General features: G+C 42.1%; 20 protein-coding genes. 7 read left to right on the forward strand and 13 right to left on the reverse strand.

Annotation, left to right across the window (positions count from 1 at the left end):
- Positions 1-11: 11 nt before the first annotated feature.
- Genes SKC35_RS01525 through SKC35_RS01535 form a run of 3 tightly spaced genes read left to right on the forward strand, consistent with a single transcriptional unit; the run spans position 12 to position 5,929 of the window.
- Positions 12-3,029: a BamA/TamA family outer membrane protein gene (locus tag SKC35_RS01525; RefSeq protein WP_377977739.1), complete on the forward strand. Its 3,018-nt coding sequence runs from the start codon at positions 12-14 to the stop codon at positions 3,027-3,029.
- Positions 3,030-4,682 (forward strand): CotH kinase family protein, encoded by a 1,653-nt coding sequence (locus SKC35_RS01530; protein ID WP_377977740.1) that lies wholly within the window; start codon positions 3,030-3,032, stop codon positions 4,680-4,682.
- Positions 4,682-5,929 (forward strand): glutamate-5-semialdehyde dehydrogenase, encoded by a 1,248-nt coding sequence (locus SKC35_RS01535; RefSeq protein WP_377977741.1) that lies wholly within the window; start codon positions 4,682-4,684, stop codon positions 5,927-5,929. Before SKC35_RS01530 ends, SKC35_RS01535 begins: the two co-directional genes overlap by 1 nt.
- On the opposite strand, the gene SKC35_RS01540 is transcribed toward SKC35_RS01535, so the two are convergent.
- From SKC35_RS01540 to nusB, 6 genes are read right to left on the reverse strand one after another with little or no spacing between them, the layout of a single operon-like run.
- Positions 5,926-7,644: a DNA polymerase III subunit gamma/tau gene (locus tag SKC35_RS01540; protein WP_377977742.1), complete on the reverse strand. Its 1,719-nt coding sequence runs from the start codon at positions 7,642-7,644 to the stop codon at positions 5,926-5,928. The genes SKC35_RS01535 and SKC35_RS01540 overlap by 4 nt on opposite strands.
- 39 nt (positions 7,645-7,683) lie before the next feature.
- On the reverse strand, positions 7,684-9,120 hold the full coding sequence (gene coaE, locus SKC35_RS01545; protein WP_377977743.1) for a dephospho-CoA kinase: 1,437 nt from the start codon (positions 9,118-9,120) through the stop codon (positions 7,684-7,686).
- 2 nt (positions 9,121-9,122) lie between these two features.
- Complete coding sequence (gene yajC / locus SKC35_RS01550; RefSeq protein WP_223130280.1) at positions 9,123-9,422, reverse strand: preprotein translocase subunit YajC; 300 nt, start codon at positions 9,420-9,422, stop codon at positions 9,123-9,125.
- A 4-nt stretch (positions 9,423-9,426) separates the two neighbouring features.
- Positions 9,427-9,867 (reverse strand): DUF1573 domain-containing protein, encoded by a 441-nt coding sequence (locus tag SKC35_RS01555; protein ID WP_377977744.1) that lies wholly within the window; start codon positions 9,865-9,867, stop codon positions 9,427-9,429.
- Between the two features lies 1 nt (position 9,868).
- The gene (locus SKC35_RS01560; protein WP_130896156.1) at positions 9,869-10,165 is read right to left on the reverse strand and encodes a YtxH domain-containing protein; all 297 of its coding nucleotides are present in this window, start codon (positions 10,163-10,165) and stop codon (positions 9,869-9,871) included.
- 1 nt (position 10,166) lies between these two features.
- On the reverse strand, positions 10,167-11,288 hold the full coding sequence (nusB, locus tag SKC35_RS01565) for a transcription antitermination factor NusB (RefSeq protein WP_377977745.1): 1,122 nt from the start codon (positions 11,286-11,288) through the stop codon (positions 10,167-10,169).
- Positions 11,289-11,418: 130 nt separating this feature from the next.
- Here nusB and SKC35_RS01570 point away from each other — a divergent pair, with 130 nt between their 5' ends.
- Complete coding sequence (locus SKC35_RS01570) at positions 11,419-13,221, forward strand: ABC transporter ATP-binding protein (RefSeq protein WP_377977746.1); 1,803 nt, start codon at positions 11,419-11,421, stop codon at positions 13,219-13,221.
- On the opposite strand, the gene SKC35_RS01575 is transcribed toward SKC35_RS01570, so the two are convergent.
- The gene (locus tag SKC35_RS01575; protein WP_377977747.1) at positions 13,192-14,499 is read right to left on the reverse strand and encodes a TolC family protein; all 1,308 of its coding nucleotides are present in this window, start codon (positions 14,497-14,499) and stop codon (positions 13,192-13,194) included. The genes SKC35_RS01570 and SKC35_RS01575 overlap by 30 nt on opposite strands.
- Positions 14,500-14,616: 117 nt before the next feature.
- Between SKC35_RS01575 and SKC35_RS01580 the strand changes: the two genes are divergently transcribed.
- From SKC35_RS01580 to SKC35_RS01590, 3 genes are read left to right on the forward strand one after another with little or no spacing between them, the layout of a single operon-like run.
- Positions 14,617-15,429: an MOSC domain-containing protein gene (locus SKC35_RS01580; protein ID WP_377977748.1), complete on the forward strand. Its 813-nt coding sequence runs from the start codon at positions 14,617-14,619 to the stop codon at positions 15,427-15,429.
- Positions 15,416-16,159 (forward strand): hypothetical protein, encoded by a 744-nt coding sequence (locus SKC35_RS01585; RefSeq protein WP_377977749.1) that lies wholly within the window; start codon positions 15,416-15,418, stop codon positions 16,157-16,159. The genes SKC35_RS01580 and SKC35_RS01585 overlap by 14 nt, the downstream gene beginning before the upstream one ends.
- Positions 16,140-17,399 (forward strand): MFS transporter, encoded by a 1,260-nt coding sequence (locus tag SKC35_RS01590; RefSeq protein WP_377977750.1) that lies wholly within the window; start codon positions 16,140-16,142, stop codon positions 17,397-17,399. The genes SKC35_RS01585 and SKC35_RS01590 overlap by 20 nt, the downstream gene beginning before the upstream one ends.
- On the opposite strand, the gene SKC35_RS01595 is transcribed toward SKC35_RS01590, so the two are convergent.
- From SKC35_RS01595 to SKC35_RS01620, 6 genes are read right to left on the reverse strand one after another with little or no spacing between them, the layout of a single operon-like run.
- On the reverse strand, positions 17,400-17,903 hold the full coding sequence (locus tag SKC35_RS01595; RefSeq protein ID WP_377977751.1) for a hypothetical protein: 504 nt from the start codon (positions 17,901-17,903) through the stop codon (positions 17,400-17,402).
- A gap of 11 nt (positions 17,904-17,914) precedes the next feature.
- A complete protein-coding gene (locus SKC35_RS01600) occupies positions 17,915-18,208 on the reverse strand; it encodes an autorepressor SdpR family transcription factor (RefSeq protein ID WP_269006554.1) in 294 nt (97 codons plus the stop codon).
- Positions 18,209-18,260: 52 nt separating this feature from the next.
- A complete protein-coding gene (locus tag SKC35_RS01605) occupies positions 18,261-19,154 on the reverse strand; it encodes a hydroxypyruvate isomerase family protein (RefSeq protein ID WP_377977752.1) in 894 nt (297 codons plus the stop codon).
- 1 nt (position 19,155) lies between these two features.
- The gene (locus SKC35_RS01610) at positions 19,156-22,152 is read right to left on the reverse strand and encodes a PVC-type heme-binding CxxCH protein (protein ID WP_377977753.1); all 2,997 of its coding nucleotides are present in this window, start codon (positions 22,150-22,152) and stop codon (positions 19,156-19,158) included.
- Positions 22,153-22,156: 4 nt separating this feature from the next.
- A complete protein-coding gene (locus SKC35_RS01615) occupies positions 22,157-22,912 on the reverse strand; it encodes an NIPSNAP family protein (protein WP_377977754.1) in 756 nt (251 codons plus the stop codon).
- 24 nt (positions 22,913-22,936) lie between these two features.
- On the reverse strand, positions 22,937-23,509 hold the full coding sequence (locus SKC35_RS01620; protein ID WP_377977755.1) for a hypothetical protein: 573 nt from the start codon (positions 23,507-23,509) through the stop codon (positions 22,937-22,939).
- Between the last annotated feature and the right edge of the window lie 44 nt (positions 23,510-23,553).

Raw genomic sequence — 23,553 nt, forward strand, 5'->3', positions numbered from 1 at the left:
CTTTTGACCTAATGCGCAATTTTACCTCTTTTATCGCGGTAGTGTTTGTCTTGATCTTTGGCAGTATACAGCTCAAAGCACAAGGGTCGCAATGGATTTCAGAAAATCACCGGATACAATACCAGAAATTTGCTTGGAAATATGTAGGCAGCTCTAATTTCGAGGTCTATTATTTAGATAAAAATGAGGCGTTGGCTAAATCTACTTTGGCCTATTTAGAATCCGATTTTGTTCGCGTTACAGAACTAATCTCCTATTCGCCTGTTCAAAAAATCAAGTTATTTATTTACCCGAATCACGAAACCTGGTTGCAAAGCAATGGGGGTATTTCGCTGGCTAACGCGAAAGAAGTTGAACAAGAAAACGTAGCTAAGTTTCGGATAGAAATCGCGTTCAAGGATAATTTGGGGGCTTTTAAGCAAGCATTAACAAAACAAGTGGCGGCTATTTATTTACACGATTTATTGTATGGTGGTAGTGTAAAGGATGTGTTACAAAGCTCTTTTCTGTTAAATGTATCCGAATGGTATATGCAGGGTATTGCCGCATATATCGCTTCTGGGGATTCTCCTGAAATGCGCCGTTTTACCTATCAAATCATCTCTGAAAATAAGATACGCAAACTCCCTTTGGCAAAAGGTAAAGAGGCAGAATTGCTCGGACAATCGATCTGGGCCTATATCGCCTCTATTTATGGGAAGCAAGCGATTGGCAATATCTTGAATTTGACACGAATCATTCGCAGTGAACAATCTAGTATTGCGAGTACCATTCGCAAGCCTTTTTCGAAGTTCTTAAAGGACTGGTTTGATTATTATTTGAATGATGCCAAGCAACTGGAAGTGAATTCTCAAAAGGTATTTTCTAGTGATGAGTTTACGCAGACTCCCACGGTCATGCATTCGTATCGCTTGAGTCCAGATGGATCTCACGAGGTTTGGGTGAGTGACGATGCTGGGCGTTATAGTGTTCATTTACACACGATTGGTCAAGCGAAATCAACGGTTATTTTACAATCCGGCTTAAAAGATGTGAACCGCATTTCAGAGGGTAAGGGTCCTTTGCTCTCTTGGTATGGCAAGAATTCCTTAGCTGTTTTGTATGCTGACCAGGGCTATTCATGGATGAAGAATTTTACGGTAGATAAGGCAGGAAAAGCGAAAGGGGAGGATAAAAAGAAGATTGCGAACCTGTCCTATTTAGAGATGGACATGTCGGCGAATGGGACTAAAATGCTCGTTCGAGTAATGGAAAAGGGCCAGGTGGATGTAGGGATTTATGATTTAAAACGAAATCGTTTGAATCCGGTGACAAAGGATGCCTTTGATGAAACGGAAGCTCATTGGTTGCCGGATAATAGAATTCTGTATTTGACAGATCGTTATATTGACTCTTTACCGGCTCCTGCTGCTCCTTTTACGTCAGCTTTTGTCTGGAGTCCTGATGAGCCTGAGAATCCTACGCGTTTGTTTTCTACTTCTGGAAAGGTATTTAATTTTCAATTTCGTTCAGATTCGGTGGCTTATTTTTTACAAGCTCAAAGCAATGGGAACCGTCTTATTCGCTTCCATTTGCCTGATACTACTTTTCAACAAATGGCCTTGCGTTCCGTTGCATGGGAAAATTTTGAATTATCCCCTACCGGAATTTCGAGTAGAGAGCGCATGATTTTGGCGGACAAAATTGGCCGATATACCTGGTCAAGTGTGGATGAATTAACTAATTCTGCTTGGATTCCGAGCATCGTTGATCCGATAGTAGTTAACTCGGTTGACCCGGTTGTTTCAGAGTCAACTGATCTAGCTAAAAAAACGAGACGTGCACGTTTAGAGAGGCAGCAAAGTATTCGTTTGAAACGCGAACCGGGCAAGCTGATAGGACCTCTAGATTACGAAAATTCTTTCGTAATGAATAGTTCAGAGGGGCAGTTTAGGTCAGATCCAATTCGTGGTATAGGTTATGCCTATGAAGTAAAAGCGAATGACTTATTAGAAAACCATTTGTTTAAAGCGGGTGCCTTTTTGACGGCGAATTTACGTAATACGGATATTTGGGGTGAATATAGTTATCTAGCGAATAAGTTAGATTGGAAGTTTCGATATGACAGAAAGGTCCTAGGTCAAGATACAGAAACCGATGCCCAAAAGATTCGATTCAATCGTTTTGCTTTAACGGCAACCTATCCATTCAATTTGTTAAGTCGATTGTCTGTCACGGGAATGTATTCGACGAATCGCCTATTTTCTCAATATTCCTTGACGGTTCCCGAAGATTATTCGGGTTACGCTGGAACACAAATAAACTATGTATTTGATAATACGGTGGCGTCAGGGGATAACCTTCGGACCGGAATGCGACTAGACTTTTCAGCGGAAGCACATAAAGATCTCGTGAATACCGGCGATTTTGTACGATTAGGAGTCGATGCGCGCTATTACAAGAAGCTATCGAATTCGTTTTATCTAGCCACTCGCATTTCTGCTTCTCATCAAATGGGTTCGAAAACACAAGCGACAATGTTAGGGGGGATGGAGAATTGGTTGCTAAATAAGCAAGAAACACGGACGCAAGAGTCCCCATTGGGATTAGCCAATTTAGCGCATCGAGATGTCTTTATGAGTCAATTTGTGGCTCCTCTTCGTGGATTTGCATTAAATAAGTTAAGTGGTAACAGCCATTTGTTATTGAATGTAGAGCTAAGAGTGCCGGTAAAATCGTTGATGTCTATCGAATCATCATCCATACTTAATTCAGTTCAATTGGTAGGTTTTACCGATGTAGGGACAGCCTGGTCTGGTTCGAGTCCTTTCGCGAAAACGAATGGATTTAATACGAATGTGTACGGTGGAAAAACGAATCCTTTCCAGTCTACGGTGACAGATTACCGCAATCCGTTCTTAGTTGGGTATGGGTTTGGTGCACGAGCTACTGTTTTCGGTTATTTTGTAAAATTCGACTATGCCTTTGGCCTAGAAAATAAGGAAGTGAAATCTCCTGTTACCTACTTAACACTTGGATACGATTTTTAGATGAAAAGAAACCTGCTTTGTCTTCTGTTGCTGTGGTCTTCTTTTCTGTATTCCCAAAGTCTCAGCGTCTCTAATCTCCCCATCGTTCGGTTTAATACCAAAACACGTGTCATTCAGGATGAGCCCAAAATCCCGGTTCAAATGGAAATTTTTGATAATGGTCCGGGTCAATTAAATCAAGTATCCTCTACGCCCACGATCTCTACTGTGGCAGGGGTGGAATTCCGAGGATCTACCTCGCAAGCAGATTTCTACTTCCTGCCGGGCTTAGTAAAAAAGCCTTATGGTATTGAACTGTGGACCGATTCTACGGGTGTCAAAGCGAAGAAATTATCGCTTCTTCAAATGCCAGAAGAAACGGATTGGGTATTGAACGCATCCTATAATGACCGCTCCTTTATGCGTGATTTTATTGCTCAAAGTTTGGCGGGACGTATCGGTTTATTGCATAGTAAAGCGAAATTTGTGGAGCTAATTATTAACGATGAATACCGTGGGGTGTACGTCTTAATGGAGAAAGTCAAACAGGGGAAGAATCGCGTGCCTATCTCTGATTTATATCCCACTGAAAACGCGGGAGACGATGTGACGGGTGGCTATTTGCTGAAAATTGATAAAAGCAGCGGTTCTCCATCTTCCTCTTGGAAAAGCAATTATACCTCCGGTATTACCGCTACCCAAAAATGTGAATTTCAAATCGAATATCCCCAATACGGCATTATTACTCAACAGCAATTGATTTACATCCGTGATTATATCAATAATTGGGAAAATAAATTGATGACGGAGGATATGAATGATCCGAAGGCGAGCTTCCGGGATTATATAGACGTTTCCTCCTTCGTGAATTATTTTATTTTAAATGAAGCCACTAGGAACGTTGATGGATATCGTTTAAGTACCTATCTGTACAAAGACAAAGAATCTTTAGGAGGTAAGATCAAAATGGGGCCCGCCTGGGATTTTAATATCGCTTTAGGTAATGCGGATTATTTGAATGGTTGGAAGACCGATGGATTTGTGTATAAGGCGATGGAGAATGATGGGGGCAAAAACGATTATTGGCAAGTACCTTTTTGGTGGAATAAATTAATGCAGGATGCGAGTTTTCGTAAAGCCTTGGCAACGCGCTGGAAGACGGTTCGGTCTAGCTTTTTGAATACGAACACCCTTTTTGCTACCATTGATTCAGCGCAGGTCGTTTTGAAGGATCCGTTGACGAGGAATTTTCAAAAATACCCTTTAATGGGTAAAAAGATCTGGCCTAATTATTATGTAGGAGCTACCTTGAGCGATGAAGTGAATTGGTTGAAAAACTGGATTCAAGGACGTCTGGTTTGGTTAGATGCGCAAATGGTCGTCTTTGATAGCCCTATTTTAGCTATGCGTGAAGAAGATACCTCAGCCATCGTGTATCCCAATCCTTCCACTTCTGGACTATTTCAATGGAAATTCAGTTTAGATAAACCATCACTTGTGACTTACTTTATCACGGATGCAATGGGGCGGATGATTATGTCCCCTAAAAACGCTAATTTTGGGTCAGGAGAGCAGATTCAATCGTTGGATCTGTCTGCATTTCCTGCGGGAACCTACCTGTTCTCTTGGACAACAGAGGGCGGCGCCGTCCAGCAAATCAAAATTTTACGCTAATGTCTTCTATTATAGCCCAATTTCAACGCACCCGTTTTGCAGCTTCATCTCTTGCGATGACAAGTGGAGAATTGCGTAATAGGGTGTTGGCTAGTTTAGCTGAGTTGATTCGAGAGAATACGGCTAAAATTTTGCAAGAAAATCAAGAGGATGTAGATGCATTGGCCTTCGATCATCCGATGCGGGATCGACTCCTGTTGACACAAGAGCGTTTAGATGCTTTAGCTTCAAGCGTCCTCTCTGTAATGCAATTGCCAGATCCAGCGGGTCAGGTCTTGTCGAATAAAACACTTCCGAATGGCTTGGAATTGACTAAAATTACTGTGCCATTGGGAGTAGTAGGGGTGATCTTTGAGTCTAGACCTAATGTAACGATTGATGTAGCCGCGCTTTGTATTCGCTCTGGAAATGCCGTCGTTTTACGAGGTGGTTCAGATGCCTTTCACACGAATACCATTTTAGTTCATTTGATCCACCTCGCGCTTGAAAAACACGGATTTTCGACAGATTTGGTCTATTTGATGCCAACTGATCGTGCGCATGTGACGACACTTTTGACAGCGGTCAACTATATTGATGTCATTATTCCACGTGGCTCTGAGGCCTTGATTCAGCGGGTTCGCAAGGAATCTTTAGTGCCTACGATTGAAACAGGCGCCGGCGTTTGCCATACCTATGTAGCTGCCTCAGCTGATCTAGCAATGGCAGTTAACATTGTTGTGAATGCCAAAGTTTCACGTCCCTCTGTTTGTAATTCATTAGACACCATCGTAGTGCATCAGTCGATAGCGGCGGAATTTCTTCGCTTAGTGGCATCGCCTATGCAGAGCTATTCGGTTAAAATATATGCTGATGACGCGGCTTTCGAAACCTTAGCGCAGGTTTCATATCCCTACTTAGAAAAAGCGGTAGAATCAGATTTCGGTCGCGAATTCTTAGATTTTGCTTGTTCGATTAAAGTAGTTAACGATATGCCTAAGGCCATCGAACATATTTCGAACTACTCTTCTCGACATTCAGAAGCGATTGTCTCAAGCGATGAGGCAGAAGCGAAGTTTTTCCTATCAACCGTGGATGCTGCAGCCGTTTATTGGAATGCTTCAACGCGATTTACGGACGGTGGAGAGTTTGGTTTAGGTGCTGAAATTGGTATTTCTACCCAAAAACTTCATGCCCGAGGCCCCTTCGCCTTAGAGAAACTAGTGACAGAGAAATGGATTGGAATTGGTCAGGGCCAAATCCGCTAAAACTCGTGATCTAATCCCATTCTTTGCTTCATTTCGACAAGAATAGGGTGTTTTTTAGATAAGAAATCGTATTTATCTGATTGCGTATAAATCATCTTTTTGTCCGAAACTTCCCCAGCTATCAGGTCTAAACTGATATCGATGGCATCATTCTTCAGTTTCTCACGTAAAGTGCCTAACAACTCCAGTTTCAGCGAGTCATTAAACTGCTGCATTTGAACCTCGCCTTCTACCTTGATATGAATAATGGAATCGACAAGACTAATCTCGCGATTCATCATGACATATTTATTGATGAAATTACCCTGTTTGAAACCTTGTGCGATTTGAGTCCAGACAAAATGAAGTTCTTCAAAAGTGAAGGGCTCATTTTGAACTTTTCCCTGCGCAATGACTTCGGCTGCATGTTCGGCTTGACCAGTACTAACCACTTTCTTGGCACTGCGTAATCCGTGACTGGTGGGTCTAGGGGATGTTTCAGCAGAGACCACTTGTACGGGTGCTGCTTGTACGGGAGCCACTGGAGCAGCCGAAACCGCAGCCACAGCTATCGGTTTAGACTCAGACTTTTTTCCGGCGCCACCCTCCACCGCAGGTTGAAATGCGGAAGGTTGGTAAACCGACGGCAAATAGTTGATTTTCAATAATGTTAATTCCACGTGTAAACGGGCGTTCTTCGCTGCTTTGTAATGAATCTCGCATTGAGAACAAAGGTTCATCGCAGATAATAAGAAGGACGCAGACGTTTTCGCCGACTGCGCTTGAAATTTCTCCCGATTCTCTTCGCTTAATTCCATTAAGGCAAGCGTCTTAGGATCTTTGGCAAATAACAAATTACGGAAATGCTCTGATAGACCGGCGATAAACTGCTGGCCATCAAAACCCTTGCGCATAATCTCATCTAATAAAACGAGAGCGTCCGTGTGGTTTTGATTCACAAAGAAATCCGTTAATTGGAAGTAATAATCGCTATCTAGTATGTGTAAGTTTTCCAGCACATCCGCGTGTCTCAGCGCATTGTCTGTGGAGAATGTCACATTTAAGTCAAACATGGAAAGGGCATCGCGAAGACCGCCATCCGCTTTGATGGAAATCAATTCTAAAGCCGCTGGTTCCGCCGAAATTCCTTCTTTTTCCGCGATGGAAGAAAGGTGTGAGGCCATATCTTTCCATTGAATGCGGTTGAAGTCAAAGATTTGGCAACGCGATAGAATCGTAGGCAAAATCTTGTGCTTTTCCGTCGTCGCTAGAATAAAAATAGCATAGGAAGGTGGCTCTTCTAAGGTCTTTAAAAAAGCATTAAAGGCAGCAGCTGAAAGCATGTGAACCTCATCAATAATGTAGATTTTGTATTTGCCGTTTTGCGGAGGATAGCGAACTTGATCGATTAGGTTCCGAATATCCTCTACGGAGTTATTCGAAGCGGCATCTAATTCGTGAATCGTTAATGAAGTATTTTCTTGGAAAGAATGGCAAGAAGTACATTTACCACACGCTTCCCCATCTGTACCTAAATCCTGGCAATTGATGGTCTTTGCTAAAATACGCGCACAAGTCGTTTTACCTACTCCTCTCGGACCACAAAATAGGAATGCCTGTGCTAAGTGATTAGACTTGATGGCATTTTTAAGGGTGGTGGTAATGTGACTTTGGCCTACTACTGAATCGAATAGAGTAGGGCGGTATTTACGCGCTGAAACGATAAAATTTTCCATGATCAAATTTACCTTTTTAAGGGATAATTCCCAAATGCTTTAGGGGATTCTAATCACCGCGCTCACCGGGAAATGATCCGTAGGATATTTATTGTCCCATGTTTCGCTATGGGTCGTATGCTGTAAGACTGAAGGCCCATTTTTGACAAAAATATAGTCAATATGCTTGCCCTCTTGTTCTTTTGAGAAGCCATTAAAAGAGCTGTATGGTCCATAATGGCCATTTTGGCTAATCTTCTCTGCATCGATAACGTGCGCAGGATTTTTTGTGTCTACTAACACTTGTATGGGCTCGTCATCTGGTGTGGCATTGAAATCACCTGTTAATATCACCGGAGATTTACCCGCGATTTCAGCAATTTTACGCAATACCAGCTTCGCACTTTCTCTGCGAGCCACTTTGCCTAAGTGATCAAAATGGGTGTTGAATACAAAGAATTTTTTACCTGTTTTGATCTCCTGGAATTGGCCCCAAGTGACCACGCGGCGGCAGGCCGCATCCCAGCCAAAACCTACCTTGTCACAAGAGTCTGATAACCAAAATGTTTTCTCTTGAAGCAATTTGAATTTCGATTTCCGGTACATTAACGCTGAAAATTCTCCCTCGGCTTTCCCATCATCACGACCTTTCCCAAACCACCCAAAACCAGGTAATTCCTTCTCTAAATCCGTGATTTGATGTAAGAATGCTTCCTGTAATCCGATAATATCTGCTTGGTGGTAGCGTATCAATTCTCCGCAATGTTTCGCGCGGTATTTCCACTGGTTTGCGCCATCCGATTCGGTGTCTAATCGCACATTGAAAGTCATGGCCTTTAGCTGCCCAGGGGAGGCAGTAAATTGCGCTGAAGCCGCTGGGCCCGCTAACAAAAGCACAAAACAAGTAAAGGCTTTCAATATGTTCATTACTTGAGGAAATACGCGGTCGTTCTTCCCGTTTTGAATCACAAAATCAGCTCCCCAAAGGTAGTTTTTAGGTTGCGGTTGTAAATCGATTATTTGCATGGTTTCCATATAACTCATACGACTTCTTTTTTGGACATTCTGAATGCGCTCCGGTAAGGGACAATCCACGGTGATCATCTGGGTGATGTGATCAGGCTTCGTGCGCGGTGTGATGAGGGCGGATTCGTATAAACAAAATGGGGCTTCTGGGGCATTTAAAATCCATTCTGAAGCTTGTGAACGAACGGCGGGATGTATGATGGCATTGAGGTGTGCGACATCACCTGGGTATTTTTGTAACAAGCCTTTAATCCAAGCCCGGTTATAAGATCCATCTGTAAGATAGGATTTAGGGCCAAATTCGGCGATAATGGCTTCCTTTACCGCTGCATCCTTCTCGCAAATTTCGCGCGCCACTTTGTCTGCTTCGAAAACCGGAATTCCTAGACACGAAAAAATCCGGCAAATGGTTGATTTGCCGGATCCTATTCCGCCTGTAATTCCGATGAAAGGTTTCAGGCCTGTATTCACAATTACTCTTCTAAGCGAGATGAAGCATCTTTAGAGATCGCCGTTTTCTCGAAAACCATACGAACACCTTTGCTTGAATCTACTTCGACTACGATCGTCTTTTCGCGAATCGTGACAACCGTTCCGTGAGCACCACCGATGGTCACCACTTTGTCACCTGTCTTCAATTCTTCAATAAATTTCTTCGCTTCTTTCGCCTTCGTTTGTTGTGGACGAATCATGAAGAAATAAAATACAACGAAAATACCTCCGAAAAGGATGATTTGCATGTACGCTGGACTCTGTGCTTGTAATAATAACATGTGTTTATTTTTTAGGTAATACTTCTACTTTAAATGCCATTCTGTTTTCCGCGGGAAGCGTATTACAGTAGGCGGTAATGGTTTTTTGCAATTTGCCTTCTTTTCCTTTCGAATCAAACTTAACGCGAATGAATCCCTTTTTACCGGGTTGAATCACCTCTGTGCTCCATTTAGGCGTGGTACAACCACATGAGGCATTTACTGAGATAATTTTCAAGGGCAAATTCCCCGTATTCTTAAAGTTAAAGGTATGAAAAACACTATCTCCTTCTACTAAACGTCCTAAAGAAACATAGGAATTATCCACTTTCAGGATGGGGTGTTTTTCTGCACTCGGTTTTAAGGCTGCTGGGATGGCATTCTCTGTGGCATTGTTTGCCTCCTTTTGCTGGTTTGTGCAGGACAAGGTCCCGAATAGACAGAAAAAAAGGAGAATAGAACGCATCTTATTTGGCCTTAATCTGAGTCATCATTTTTTCTACGTCCTCTAGCAATTTCTCTGCTTTGATTTTCGCGTCTTGAACCACTTTTTTGCCTTCTGATTTCGCAGAAGTCTCGATAACCTCTTTTCCATCCACGATATCGTTAATCAATTGCTTTAATTGATCACGGTATTTGTTCAATTGGAAATATAATTTACTGCGGGTATTTTCTCCTTTATCTGGAGCGTATAAGATACCTACAACAGCTCCTGCAGCAGCGCCTACTACAAAAGCCCAAAAAGATCTAGATGATTTGCTCATGTTATTTGTTAGCTATGTCGATTAATCCTCGACCTGATTTAGTAATCACTTTTTCGTGAACTAGGCGATTCGAAACTACGTCTAAAATACCGTTAATAAACTGGCCAGACTTAGGGGTCGAATAGTTTTTCGCTAGTTCGATATACTCGTTAATACTCACTTTTACTGGAATGCTGGAGAATTTTACCATCTCAGCTAATGCCATTTTAAGAATGATAAAATCGGCCACCGCTAGGCGATCTGACTCCCAGTTTTTCGTTTGGTCCCCGATCCAAGCACTTAATTGCTTGTCTTCCGAAACACTGTAATCGAATAATTCCTCAAAGAATAATTTATCGTCTTCCCATTGGATGGCGAGTGGTTGTAAACTTAGGTCTTCCAAAGCCTCTATCTTAAAGGTCTTGTTCGCCATACTCTTCACCACGTCCTTATTCAAAGACCAATTTAAATCTTTTTCCTCAAAATACTCCGTCATGGACTCGTGTTTTAAAAGGAAATTTTTCAATACATATACGACGAAGGCCAAATCATCTTCAAACTTTTTACCCGCAGTAGGAAGGTAAGTTAAGAAGGTTTCATCCGTCAAGATGTTTTCGATAAATAATTTCTTGATTAAATTTTCTTCATCTTCAGACCAGCCGATGTGGTTCTTATCGAAGGCACGTTGTAAATCACCCCATTTGGAAAGAATATACAAGACCTTGTTTTTTGCCAAAAGAGAAGTCTTCGTGTTGTTCTCTAACAAACGTCTATTCTCATCCCAAAGCGCGATTAAGGGCAATTGCTGCAAATAATACAAGATTTTCAGGTATTGCTTATTGATCGATTCGACCTCTGTTACCATATCTTGCTTCAACTTTTTCGCGATTTGCTTCACGTTGGCTTGATACAATTTATAGACAGATTGAGCCGCATCTTGCGCTTCTGGAGGAATCGTTTCTTCGGAAGTAATTTCTTGGAAATACTCTTTTAATTGAATTTCGGCAAGTTGTCGCAGGCCCTCTAAACGAGGCATTTGGTCCTCTTTTGCCACCATTAAAGATAAATCAGGCTGAAAAATGGTCGCTAAACCATCAAAAGCTAATTGATACTGGGCACGTTCTTGTGTATAGAAAGCATACAATTGTTGAAATGCTTTGACACGTAGTAATCTCCTGTTAACCATCCGAAATAAAAGAGCGTCTTGTTTTGAATCCTAAAATTAAGAATTTTAATTGATAAAGGTCCTATCTTTGTAGTCAATTAATCTTTATATGGGCGCATTAGGTCACATCAATCAGTATTTTTGGAAGTACAAATGGCTGCTTTTCCTGGGGATTATCTTTACCTTATTTTCGAATTTCTTTGGGGTTTTTCCCGCTCAATTAGTGCGTTATGCACTTGATTTAGTGACGGAAACCATCAACATTTATTTCCTTTTTAAAGGATTTAGCCTCCAAAAAGCCTTTTACGAAATCTTCGGTTTTACCCTGTTTTTCTACGGTGGCTTGATTATTTTAATGGCCATATTAAAAGGTGTTTTCCTCTTTTTAGTTCGCCAGACCCTCATCGTGATGTCCCGTCACATCGAGTTTGAATTGAAAAACGAAATTTATACGCATTATCAAACCTTGCCATTGTCCTTCTATCGCCAACAAAATACGGGCGATTTGATGGCCCGCATTTCGGAGGATGTGGGAAAAGTACGGATGTATGTGGGTCCTAGCATCATGTACGGATTGAATTTAATTACGGTGTTCATCCTCGTGATCTATTCAATGTGGCAAGTAAACCAGAAATTAATGTGGTACGTCTTAATGCCGCTTCCCATTTTGTCAATTAGTATCTATTATGTGAATTCGGTGATCATTCGTAAGTCAGAAGAGATTCAGGCTGCATTGTCACAGATTTCAACCTTTGCGCAGGAAGCATTTTCGGGGATTCGGGTGTTGAAGTCCTTTGTCAGGGAGAAGAAATCGCTGGATGCTTTTACGGAGGCGTCCTCAGCCTACCGAACTAAATCGCTCGGTTTAGTCAAGGTGGATTCCCTTTTTACGCCTTTGATCGCGTTATTGGTGGGCTTTTCCACAATTTTAGTGGTGTATATTGGTTCGCAGGAAGTGATTGCCGGTCGAATGACGGTGGGTAATATCACAGAATTCATCATGTATGTCTTTATGTTAACGTGGCCAGTGACTGCTTTGGGCTGGACCAGTTCGCAGATTCAACGGGCTGCAGCTTCGCAGAAGCGGATTAATGAGTTTTTAGAGGCCAAATCCGAATTGACCACTGGCAAGCAAATTCGCCAAGAAATAATTGGGAATTGGGAATTCAAAGGCGTAAGTTTTGCCTATCCAGGTTCTGATCGCTTGGTATTAAACAACGTGAATTTGATGATTTCGGCAGGGGAGTCGGTGGCACTTTTAGGCCAAACGGGTTCCGGTAAATCGACCGTCGCCTTGTTGATGGCGCGTTTTTATGATCCGAGCTCTGGAGAGATTTTATTGGATGGCATCTCTTTGAAAGATTGGGATATGGCCTGGGTGCGTTCTTTTGTGGGATTTGTACCGCAGGATGTATTCTTATTTTCGACGAGTATTTCAGAAAATATTCGCTTCGGTAATGATGCCTTGACGCAAGAGGCGATCGAAGTGGCGGCAAAGCAAGCGGATGTCTATACGAATATTATGGAGTTCCCGGATCAATTCGAGACGATTCTGGGAGAGAGGGGAATCACGCTTTCAGGTGGTCAAAAACAGCGGGTGTCGATTGCACGTGCTTTGGCTAAAAACCCGAAGATGCTCATTCTAGACGACTGTTTATCTGCAGTAGATACCCATACGGAACATACGATTTTGGAAAATTTAAAGCAGGTGACGGTAGGAAAGTCGTCGTTGATTATTTCTCACCGCGTTTCCTCTGCGCGCTTAGCGAATCGCATCTTTGTCTTAGCAGATGGCCAAATCGTCGAAAGTGGTAGCCATGATGACTTGATGGCGCACAAAACGCTTTACTTCGAATTGTACCAACAGCAACTCAACGAAGAATTACAACAGGTTTCCGCTCAAACGAATTAATTCAATTTCGGCTGCTTTTGCTGCGTATTTTGCCTCAATTAAACGCGTCTCCGCAGCCACCGCATTGCGTTGTACCTCACGTAATTCATAAGAGGTGGCGATACCCACTTTGAACCGATCAAAGGCGATGTCAATGTTTTGCTTCGCAATGGTGTAATTTTCTGTCTCTAATTGAATTAGATTCATTGAATTCTCATAGGTCACGTAGGTCTTCTCTAAAGTAGACAATAAGGCATTCTTCAAATCTTCAATTTGCAACGCAGCAATCTCAGCATTGATTTTTGCATTCTGAATCTTGCGTTTCTGGTTGTAGCCATCGAAGATATTGATGGTTGCTCTTAAACCGTAATTGAACACATCACTACTTCCTTTCTCCACCCCAAAACCCGCGCCATTCGCCACATTACTCAATGCATAACCCGCAAGTAAGTCGATTTGCGGCTTCTGTTGACTCTGAATATTTTTCGTGTCTAAGTCACTGATTTTCTTACTTAAAATCGCCCCGATCAAGGTGGGATTTTGCGATAAAGCGCTCATTTTTAGTTCGCTCAATTTTAGTTTCGGAAGCAAATCGATGGTATTAACAATTTGAAAATCCGTTTTGTAGTCTTTCACTAAAAGTGTGTTAAATCCGATTTTCGTGTTCGTATAAGATTGTTCCTGCGCGATCAAAAGGGCTTTGTCCTCATTGAAATCCACCTGCGCGGAATAATAATCCACTTTTGATCCTTGACCTACTTCATAACGGTCCTTTGCTAATTTGAGGCGGTCGTTGGAGATTTCTAGCCCTTTTTTAAAGTTATTTACGCGTAAGTTTTGGCGAATGATATCGTAATAGGTAGAGGAGATCAAGGCAATCAAGTTCTCAATCGACGATTCTGTTTGTTTCGCCCCTAAGTTTTGTAATTCTTTATAGCGGTCACGTAGGATAAACATCCCTTGTCCATCGTACAAGGTCCAAGCCATGGCCACACCCGCATTTCCAGAATTGGAATTAACCCCAGACTGCACGAGAGGAGCTCTTACTCCACCAAAAAACGATTGATCAATCCCGGAAATAGTATAATTTTTAGTAGCCGTTCCTGTAATAGTCGGAAAAAAACCAGCATTGCCTAGGCTGTTTTCATTTGCTGCAATACGCTCTTTTTGTCTTGAAATTTGGATGGAATACTGCTTCGTTATCCCTTGTTGAATCGCGTCTTCCAACGTCAACATTTGTTGAGCTTGTACCGCAATAGGGGACAAAAGAACGAATAAGGCTAGGCGAAATGGTTTCATAGGTATAGGTTACAGACAATCAATAAAACAAACTTAACAAAATCAAGTCACAATAGGAAGCCCAAAGCCTATAAGCACCCATAAGGCTTTTTGCACAGAAAAGTTTACATTTGTTTTATGGTCACGCATCTCTATATCTATCCCATTAAGTCTTTAGGCGCTGTTTCATTAAGCGAATCCGTGATGGAGAAGGAAGGATTGCGTGGCGATCGTCGTTTTATGTTAGTGGATGCTGGTGGAAAATTTATCACCCAACGGACTCGACCTGAATTGACGCGATTTGTTTTAAGTGAGTCTGCTCAGGGCTTTATAGTCAAAGACTCAGCCTCCGGATTAGAGAAGGAATTGACTTGGGAGCCTGTCTTAGGTTCTTGGATTCCTGTCGAAATTTGGGAGGATCAGTTGCCAGCTCGTGAGGTATTGGAGGGTTGGTCTGATTGGTTTTCAACTGCATTGTCTGAAGAAGTAAAGCTTGTTCGGATTTCGTCGGAAAAGCCACGGGTGATGAAGGCGAAATACCAGACGGAAATTGCGAAAAACACCTCTTTTGCGGATTCTTTGCCGGTACTTTTAGTCAGTGCAGGTTCTTATACTTCTTTGCAAGAGCATGTAGGAGAACCTATAGATCAGCTACGTTTTAGGCCGAATATCATTGTGTCATCTCCAGAGCCCTTTGTGGAAGATACCTGGGCTGAATTAAAAATAGGAGAGGTCTCTCTTTCAGGTGCCAAACCCTGTGCCCGTTGTCCCCTCGTAAACGTGGATCCATTGACAGGCGAATCAGATAAAAAGATGTTGAAGACTTTAGCTTCGTTCCGGACGCTAAATCATAAAGTATATTTTGGTCAGCAATTTGTTCCTATTTCTACAGGAAAAATTAAGGTTGGAATGGAGATTCAAGTTATTCAATCGAAAGATGCTGTTTATTAAGAATCTATCTTTAGAAGTGGTGATTGGTGCGATTTTATACCAATGCTTCCTGTATCGAGTATATTTTCACACTTTTCCGCTGGTTCAAGAAGGTGTTATTTTAGCCTTGGTCGTTTGGTTCTTGTATTTGTTGGATCGCCAAGTGGACAATATTTTTCATCCCGCCCAGGATGAACGTCATCAAATGCATGTAAGGCACCGCAAGTTCTATAGGTTGATCATTGGCCTTTTGGGTGTTGCCATTGCCTGTCTTTTGCCTTTTCAACGGCTTGATGTTTTGCTGGCTGGATTTGTATTGCTGCTTCTCGTTATGTTTTATGGATTTGCTTGGCATAAAGGCTGGTTGCGCCTTGAAAAGGAGTTGTTTACCGCTCTTTTATATGCTTTAGGAGTAGGATTAGTGGTGTGGGTTCGCGAACCTAGAGCTGTTCTTCTCGTTTTACCACTTGTCGCCTTAGCCTATCATAACCTCTGTTTTTTTAACTTAATCGACTCATCGAGTGATTTCTATGCGCGAAGATTACGGAAAACGGAATGGATTCTGGTGGGTCTATTGAGCGGGATTTATGCTGCGACTCAGGAAATCTTCCTCGTCTTGCCTTTTTTGGTTACATTTGGTTTAACGTTCCTATTATCTCGCTTGTCTCTTTCAGATGAAAAGCGTTTGCTGGGTGATTTAGCGTTTTGGAGTCCACTTATTTATCTGCTGCATGGGATTTTTTCAACATAAAGACGCGTACAAAGCCTTACAATTTCCAGAATTTCGGGCTTATGTGACGGGGAATACGCTTTTTACGATTGCCTTGTTGATTCAGGAAGTAGTTTTGGCCTACGAGATTTATAAGATTACGCATAATCCACTGGCTTTAGGATTGATTGGATTGGCGGAAGCGGTGCCTTTTATCTCCTTGGTGCTTTTTGGCGGTCATTTTGCGGATAATCGGGATAAGAAAACGATTATGCAGGTGACGCTTTCCTTGATTATTGCAGCCTCAGTCTTCCTCTTATATTCGAGTACGCAATTACAATCTGCTGATCAAGATTTCCATATCTATTCCATCTATGCAGTTATTTTCATCATTGGTCTTTCCAAAGGTTTTTTCAGCCCTGCCGCCTCATCCTTAAACCCATTCCTGGTGCCTAAAGAGGTTTTTGCCAACGCCGCCACCTGGAATAGTTCTTTCTGGCAATTAGGGTCCATTTTAGGGCCAGGTGTGGCAGGTTTTTTATATGCTTACGCCGGATTATCAGGATCCTTGATCACGGTGATTGCTTTATTGCTGGGCGTGATGTTCTGTATTTTCCAAATAGATAATCGGCCAGTTCCTGTGAAAACGGTTCATCATGAATCGATTTGGCATAGTTTACGCGAGGGAATCGCCTATGTATTCAAAACGAAAATCATTCTCTATTCGATTTCCTTGGACTTGTTTTCGGTGCTATTTGGAGGCGTAATTGCCATATTACCCATTTTTGCAGAGGACATTTTGAAAGTAGGAGCGGAGGGTTTGGGGATTTTACGTGCCGCTCCTTCGGTGGGTGCTGTAGTGACGATGGTTACGTTGGTCTATTTTCCTCCACTAAAACACGCCTGGAGGAATCTGATTTTAGCGATTGCTGGTTTTGGCCTAGCCACTTTTGTATTTGGCTTATCGACGAATTTTTGGCTTTCGGTGACAGCGCTTTTCTTTACTGGCGCCTTCGATTCAATCTCTGTAGTGATTCGTCAAACAGTATTACGTTTCTATACTCCCGATGAAATGAGGGGGCGCGTATCCTCCGTAAATGGCGTTTTCGTCAGCACTTCGAATGAAATGGGGGCCTTTGAATCAGGCGTGGCCGCTAAGGTTTTTGGGGCCGTTCCTTCCGTTTTGATAGGAGCGGGCGTGACGATGGTGCTCGTCAGCCTAGTGGCTATCACCTCGAAAGAGTTGTTTGACTTAAAAGTAGATGAAAAAGTCTCTGAATAATTAAGCTTTAGCTTCCTCTTTTTGTTTCGCAATTTGTGCTGGCCACCCTTTCAATATCTCAGTCAAAGCCTTCTTCGATTCTTGTGCCCATTGAATACTTTGAATTGCTTGCACATTACTCGCGTTTTCACCTAATAAGCAAGGGAGAATTTTGATGTGGTGATCTTCTGATTTCTTCGCTGATATAATAACGGTTGCATCACATGACAAGTGGTGGATGATTCCGTCCGGTGTTTGGCCTTCTGATACATAAAAATGATCTAATTGAGCTAATTGGATCGTTTTCTCCGCAATTAAATCTTCTCCTTGGAAATGCAATTGCGTGATAAAATCATCTCCTACAGCCACATAGGAAACACGTTGTTTGCCTGATTTCTCCGCAAAAAAATCACCGATGGATTGGAAGAAATTACGCTTCGAAAGAGTGGTGATTCCAAGTCCTTTGGTGTTAGTGGGTAGATGTGACTGTATAAATTGGAATGTGCTGGGCAGGTGAAGAGACATAGTAAAACAGATTATATTTCGATTCTAATTTTAGGCTTAGGGAATTCAAAGTAGGTAGAGAACGTTTTAAACCAGGCATGAATAACTTCAAATCCAGTTTTGTCTAGTTTGTATTCGATGAATTGCCCCTTTTTATCCGCTTGAATCAGTTTGGCCTGTTTTAATAGATCCAAATGATGCGAAATACTCGGTTTACTCATATCAAACTGACTGGCAATTTGTCCGGCGTTCTGAGGGCCATTGACTAAGAATTGCAAGATCTCTCTCCGGGTAGGATCGTTGATTGCTTTGAATTTTGCGTCCATCTTAATTAGATAATTAAGCGAATGTCTAAATTAAAATTCAGAAATGCAAATTTTAGACGTCGGATTTACGATAGGCATCGATCAAAGCGAGTTCTCCGTCCTTTCCAGGCTTTGAATTTCCGTGTTCCATCCCCAAAACGCCCGAATATCCTTTTTGTTTTATATGTCTGAAAATAGTTTGGTAATTCACCTCACCCGTCGTAGGTTCTTTACGTCCAGGATTATCCCCTATTTGTAAATAGGCAATTTCATCCCAGCATTTGTCCATGTTGGCAATCAGATTACCTTCATTTCGCTGCATATGGTACATATCGAATAGGATTTTGCAAGAAGGGGAGGCCACCGCACGACAAATGCTATAGGTTTGGTCTGAATAGCGTAAAAATAAGTCTGAATTATCGCTTAAAGGCTCTAAGACCATCGTTAATCCAGCAGGTTCTAGGATTTCAACCGCGCGTTTCAGGTTGTCGATCACGTGTCCTGTTTGAATTCCCATCGGAAGATCACGAGTGAAATTTCCTGGAACTACCGTTGCCCATTTCGCATTCACTCGTTTCGAAGTTTCTACCGCTTTTCTGCAAGAAGCCAGGAATAAATCGGTCCATTCCTTTTTGCCTGTCGTCATGGTTTGCTTATCAAAGAAGCCTTCGAATTTGATCACGAAAACGCCCATTTTCATGTTGAGCTTGGCTAATTTCTCCCCGATTTTTTCTTGTAAAGCCACCGGCCTCTCCATTAGTTCGTTGTCCTCTAAAGCCGTGAACCCTTGGTCGTACATAAACTGAAGTTGATCTAGTTCAGAAGGCCCAGCATGGTTTTTAAACATCCCAAAATGCGGCGCATAATTCAATTCAAAGGGTTTTTCTCGAACCAATGTAGATCCTTTTGAAAAGGAGGGGATCAGCAAACTAGCTCCTAAGATCGAGGCAAAATCTCGGCGATTCATCTTATTTCTTCTTTAAAGTGGATAAATATTCGATTAGATCAACTAATTCAGGCGTGCTCATTCCATCTGCCAAACCTTCCGGCATCAAGGACTCCGGTAATTGTTTGTAGGATTTTAGAGCAGATGTTTTAAAACTTTTAACGATTCCACCTGGAATGCGCAATACAATATCTGTTTCGTTCTTAGAAACTATGATCCCTTGATACGTATCTCCAGATTTAGTCTTTACCTCAAAGGTTTCATACCCAAATCCAATCCCCGCATTCGGATGTAAAATGGACATATACATACCTTCTTTTGATAATTTCGTACCTATTTCACTAAGTTTAGGTCCAAAATCAATTCCTTCATTATTAACCAGGTGGCACATCGTACATGAATTCGTGAAAACGACTTTTCCTTTCACCGCATCACCTGACATGTTGATTAATTCAGCCATCGCTGGATGCGCTTTTTTGGTCTCAGTTTGATGTTTGTCTAAATAACTATTTGCTTTCATTCGAATGGACTTTCTCCATGCCTTTTGAAGACTTTCTACCACCAAAGGAATATATGCGTTCGTGAATTTCTTTTTCTCTAATAAGTCTAAGACAAATTCTTCTGTTGGATAGGCATTTCCAATCACGCGTGCGGCCTGCATTTGGACTGCTTTACTCAATTTAGGATTGGCTGTGGCCTCATACAATAATTGCGCAGATTCTGTTTTCCCTTGCCAGCGCAACATCTCAATTAATGCTAGTTGTTCCGCTTCTTTACCCGTGAAGAATTTTGACCGGATTAATGCAGCACCTCCAGGCAAATTATACACTACTTGCCCCGCTTTAGAAGATTCCGTCCCAGCTAAAATCATCCCTAAAACCCGTGGGCTTTCTTCTGTTAATTGGTAGTAATCGACTAATTCTAGATAAGGTTTGCCATTGATTTGCTTCAGCAAAGAAGAAAGCATCGACTTTACTTCAGGATGTGAAGCAATGTAGGCGGGTTTGATATGGCGAACGGCCTCTAATTGTGCGGTGACATCGGTAGCAAACTTACCTTTGATAAGCCCAAATAGAGCCTCAGATTTTTGTTCACCTGGCATGAAATCCAAGGCACGGAAATAGGCTAGGGACTTCGTGTTTCCAATCAATTCGATTAAAGCAGGAAGCGCTTTCTCTGTTCTTGCTCGCCAAACGACATCCGCATATCCCTTCGAATTCTCGGGCTTTAAGGCTGCATAAGCTGCAAAACGCTCGTCCCAGTTTCCGTCCGCTCCAATTCCTAAAGCTTCAAGATACCAACGGTCAGTACCATTATGGCGCATCGCTAGACTCGCCCATAATTTATTCACTTCCTCTCCAGAAAGGTGGCGCAAGGCGATGGCTAATTCACGTCTAACAGAGGCGTGTTGATCTTTTGCCGCTTTAGCCGCTAGAGTAGACCATTCCGTGAAAGGTTTCTGCTTTGCTGCCCGAATAGCCATCGCCTTCAGGTTAGGGTTTGCTTGATCGAACGCTTTTAGAATGAATTCATTCGAACGTGATCCTTGATTCAATACCCAAAATGCACGCGCTCTAAATCGCGGATTTTCATTCGTGTTGAATTCATTTTCCAATACGGATTCAGCCTTAGTCCCCATTTTTTTCAAAGCCTGAAAGGCTAGAAAGCGGATTTCTAAGTTAGGATTCTCTAGCGCTTTAAATGCTAGTTCGGGCGTACTTATATCAAAGTTTGTTTTTTTATACGCGTGTCCTTTGGGGGCGATTCGGTAGATACGACCTTTGGCCTGATCCCCCGCCTGATGACCACCCACGCCTGGATCGTACCAGTCTGCGATGAAAAGGGAGCCATCTGGTGCTGCCGCCACATCCGCTGGTCTGAACCATTGGTCGCGCGAAGTAATCAGATTGTTGATTCTAGCTTCATAACCAGCTCCCCAGGGAGTAGTAGAATACGAGCGAACCACATTAGGGCCCGCATCTGTGTGAATCATTTGATTTTGGAAGATGGAAGGCAATAAATTACCCTCATAAATGATCATCCCCGTAGGAGATCCAGCACCTGTTTGCAATAAATTAGGTACCACGCCCGGGTCATTTAAATGCCAGTGACGTAAAGGAATCTCTTTTTCGATGTTCGTCCGGTTTACAGACCAGCCTTCACCCGTCATTTCATCTACATAACCGTAGTTTCCGTGCTCGAAAACGGCATTAATCCGCACCCCTTTGTTCCCATCGTCATCATTATCTGATTGCCAAAGTGCCCCATAGGAATCCACCGCCACTTCGTAATTATTTCTAAAATTATGCCCTAAAACCTCGACTTGGCTTCCATCTAAATTGCAACGGAAAACCATTCCTTGGCGGTATTTCTTGGGTCCAATGGGGTCTCCATCTTGATCCAAGACAGGATTACCTTTGGCATCCAACAATTGCTTTCCTTCATTTCCGATGTTAAAATACAATTTTCCATCCGGCCCAAACGTAAACGCGTGTGCCCCGTGATCGTGCTGATCACCCCCAATACCGGAGAACAATACTTCTTTGCGGTCCGCCTTGCCATCTCGGTTATCATCGAACATTTTCCAAATGTAAGGACTCTGTGACACGATGACCATCGAATCCAAGACCGCGATCCCTAAAGGCGCGTTAAGCTCAGGCGATTGGTAAAATACTTTCCGACTATCTGCCTGTCCATCCCCATTCGTATCCTCTAAAATCACGATGCGATCTCCTTGTGGATTTATCGGATTTCCATTGATTCCAGGTCGATAGTTATAAGCCTCTAACAACCAAACCCGACCTTTCGAATCTACATCAATATTCGTCGGATTGATCAGCATCGGTTCTGCCGCAAAAGGTTTTACCTCTAGTCCTTCTGGTACTTGTAGCGTAGATACCTTTGTTTGAACGGAATCAGCAGTATTTTTTTTCGGCTGAACCATTTTAGGGATACCTAAGCTAACAAGGCTAATAATCCCACCTAGGAATAGGAGCGGTGCTTTTTTAACGATTTTCATTTTCTTAACGAATAGTAGAGAAGGTAGTAGGGGTCATAAAGATCGACTCGATTTTCTCGATAATTTTGCCATCTTTTTCAGAATCAGCAGACACTTGCTTCCATTTTGGATCGTTAACAAATGCCCCCCAATTCGCTTTCGCAGCCTCTTCTGATGGATGTGCCACTAGATAAACTAATTTACTTTGAATAGCTGGATCCTTTTCGATAGTCGTAAAGTACGCGATGTTTTTAATGTCGTGCGATTTAAAAATTTTCATCGTGTGATCTTTGAATCGCGCTAAAATCGCCGGATTTCTGCCTGGCAATTGTGAATACGTACGTAATTCAAATACTTGATCCACTGGACCGCCTGAAGGCTTGATTTTAGGACTAAAATCTGTCGCATTCATAAATATGCTAGTCACTTTTGCAACAATTTTACCGGTTTCTTCTGATTTCTTTGAAACTGTTTTCCACTCAGGATCACTGCTGAAATGCTTCCAAGATGAATCGCGATCCGCCTTAGAAGGGTAAGCTAAAATGTAATAAAGAGCATTTTCTGTGTTATTAGTAGGAATCCAATAGCCCACATTTGTCATGCCGTGTTTCTCGAAAATTTTAGTCGTATGATTCGTAAAACGTTGAATTAATGCGTCTAATCTGCCTGGATGACAATAATAGATGCGCATTTCGAAATAACGGGGGTCTGCTTTTTTCGCGTTAACGGCAAAAGAGAATAGACCTGCACACAGCAAGGTCAAAAGGAATAATTTTTTCATAAGGTATAATAGGTTTGTACGAATTTACGGATTTAATCGTCTTTTCAATAGTTTGTCAATCATAAAAAAGATCATCTCCGGTTTTAGCGTTCTCCAGTTCGGAATTTGGAGGTTTCCGCCAAAATTCAGGTAGTAATCAATCTTATATTTGGCCCATTCTTCCTCCACAAAAGGCGCAAAATGCATCGCCGCAATCCAGCCATCTTCCACATCCTCAAACCATTCTGCATAATAATCATCTTCAAAAGAGCCGTGAAAATTCAACACATTTTCCCCCACTAAAATGAAGTGCTTAATACCTGAATCAACAAAATGATCGACCACCGTACGCTTCAAATGCATCACATCATTATGGAGGGTATCATTCCATTCCCCAAACAATTCAATGATCGTATATTTTGCCGTGTAATCCGTGTAAAGAATCTTACAAAATAGTGTTTCTGAGCCTATATCATCCCAAAGTGGATGGATATAGTAGCCATAAATATCATTTTCGTAAGTCGTTTCAGAATAATGTCTGCCAAAGAAGGGGGATTTTTTATCGCGCGCCGCGACATAAATCGATTCCCATTGGAAGGAAGGTTCAATGTTTTGCATACTCTAAGAACATAAAAAAGGCTGGGATATGCAACCTTTTGATT

Origin of the sequence: Aquirufa originis (assembly GCF_042714495.1) — a bacterium.
Classification (GTDB): domain Bacteria; phylum Bacteroidota; class Bacteroidia; order Cytophagales; family Spirosomataceae; genus Aquirufa; species Aquirufa originis.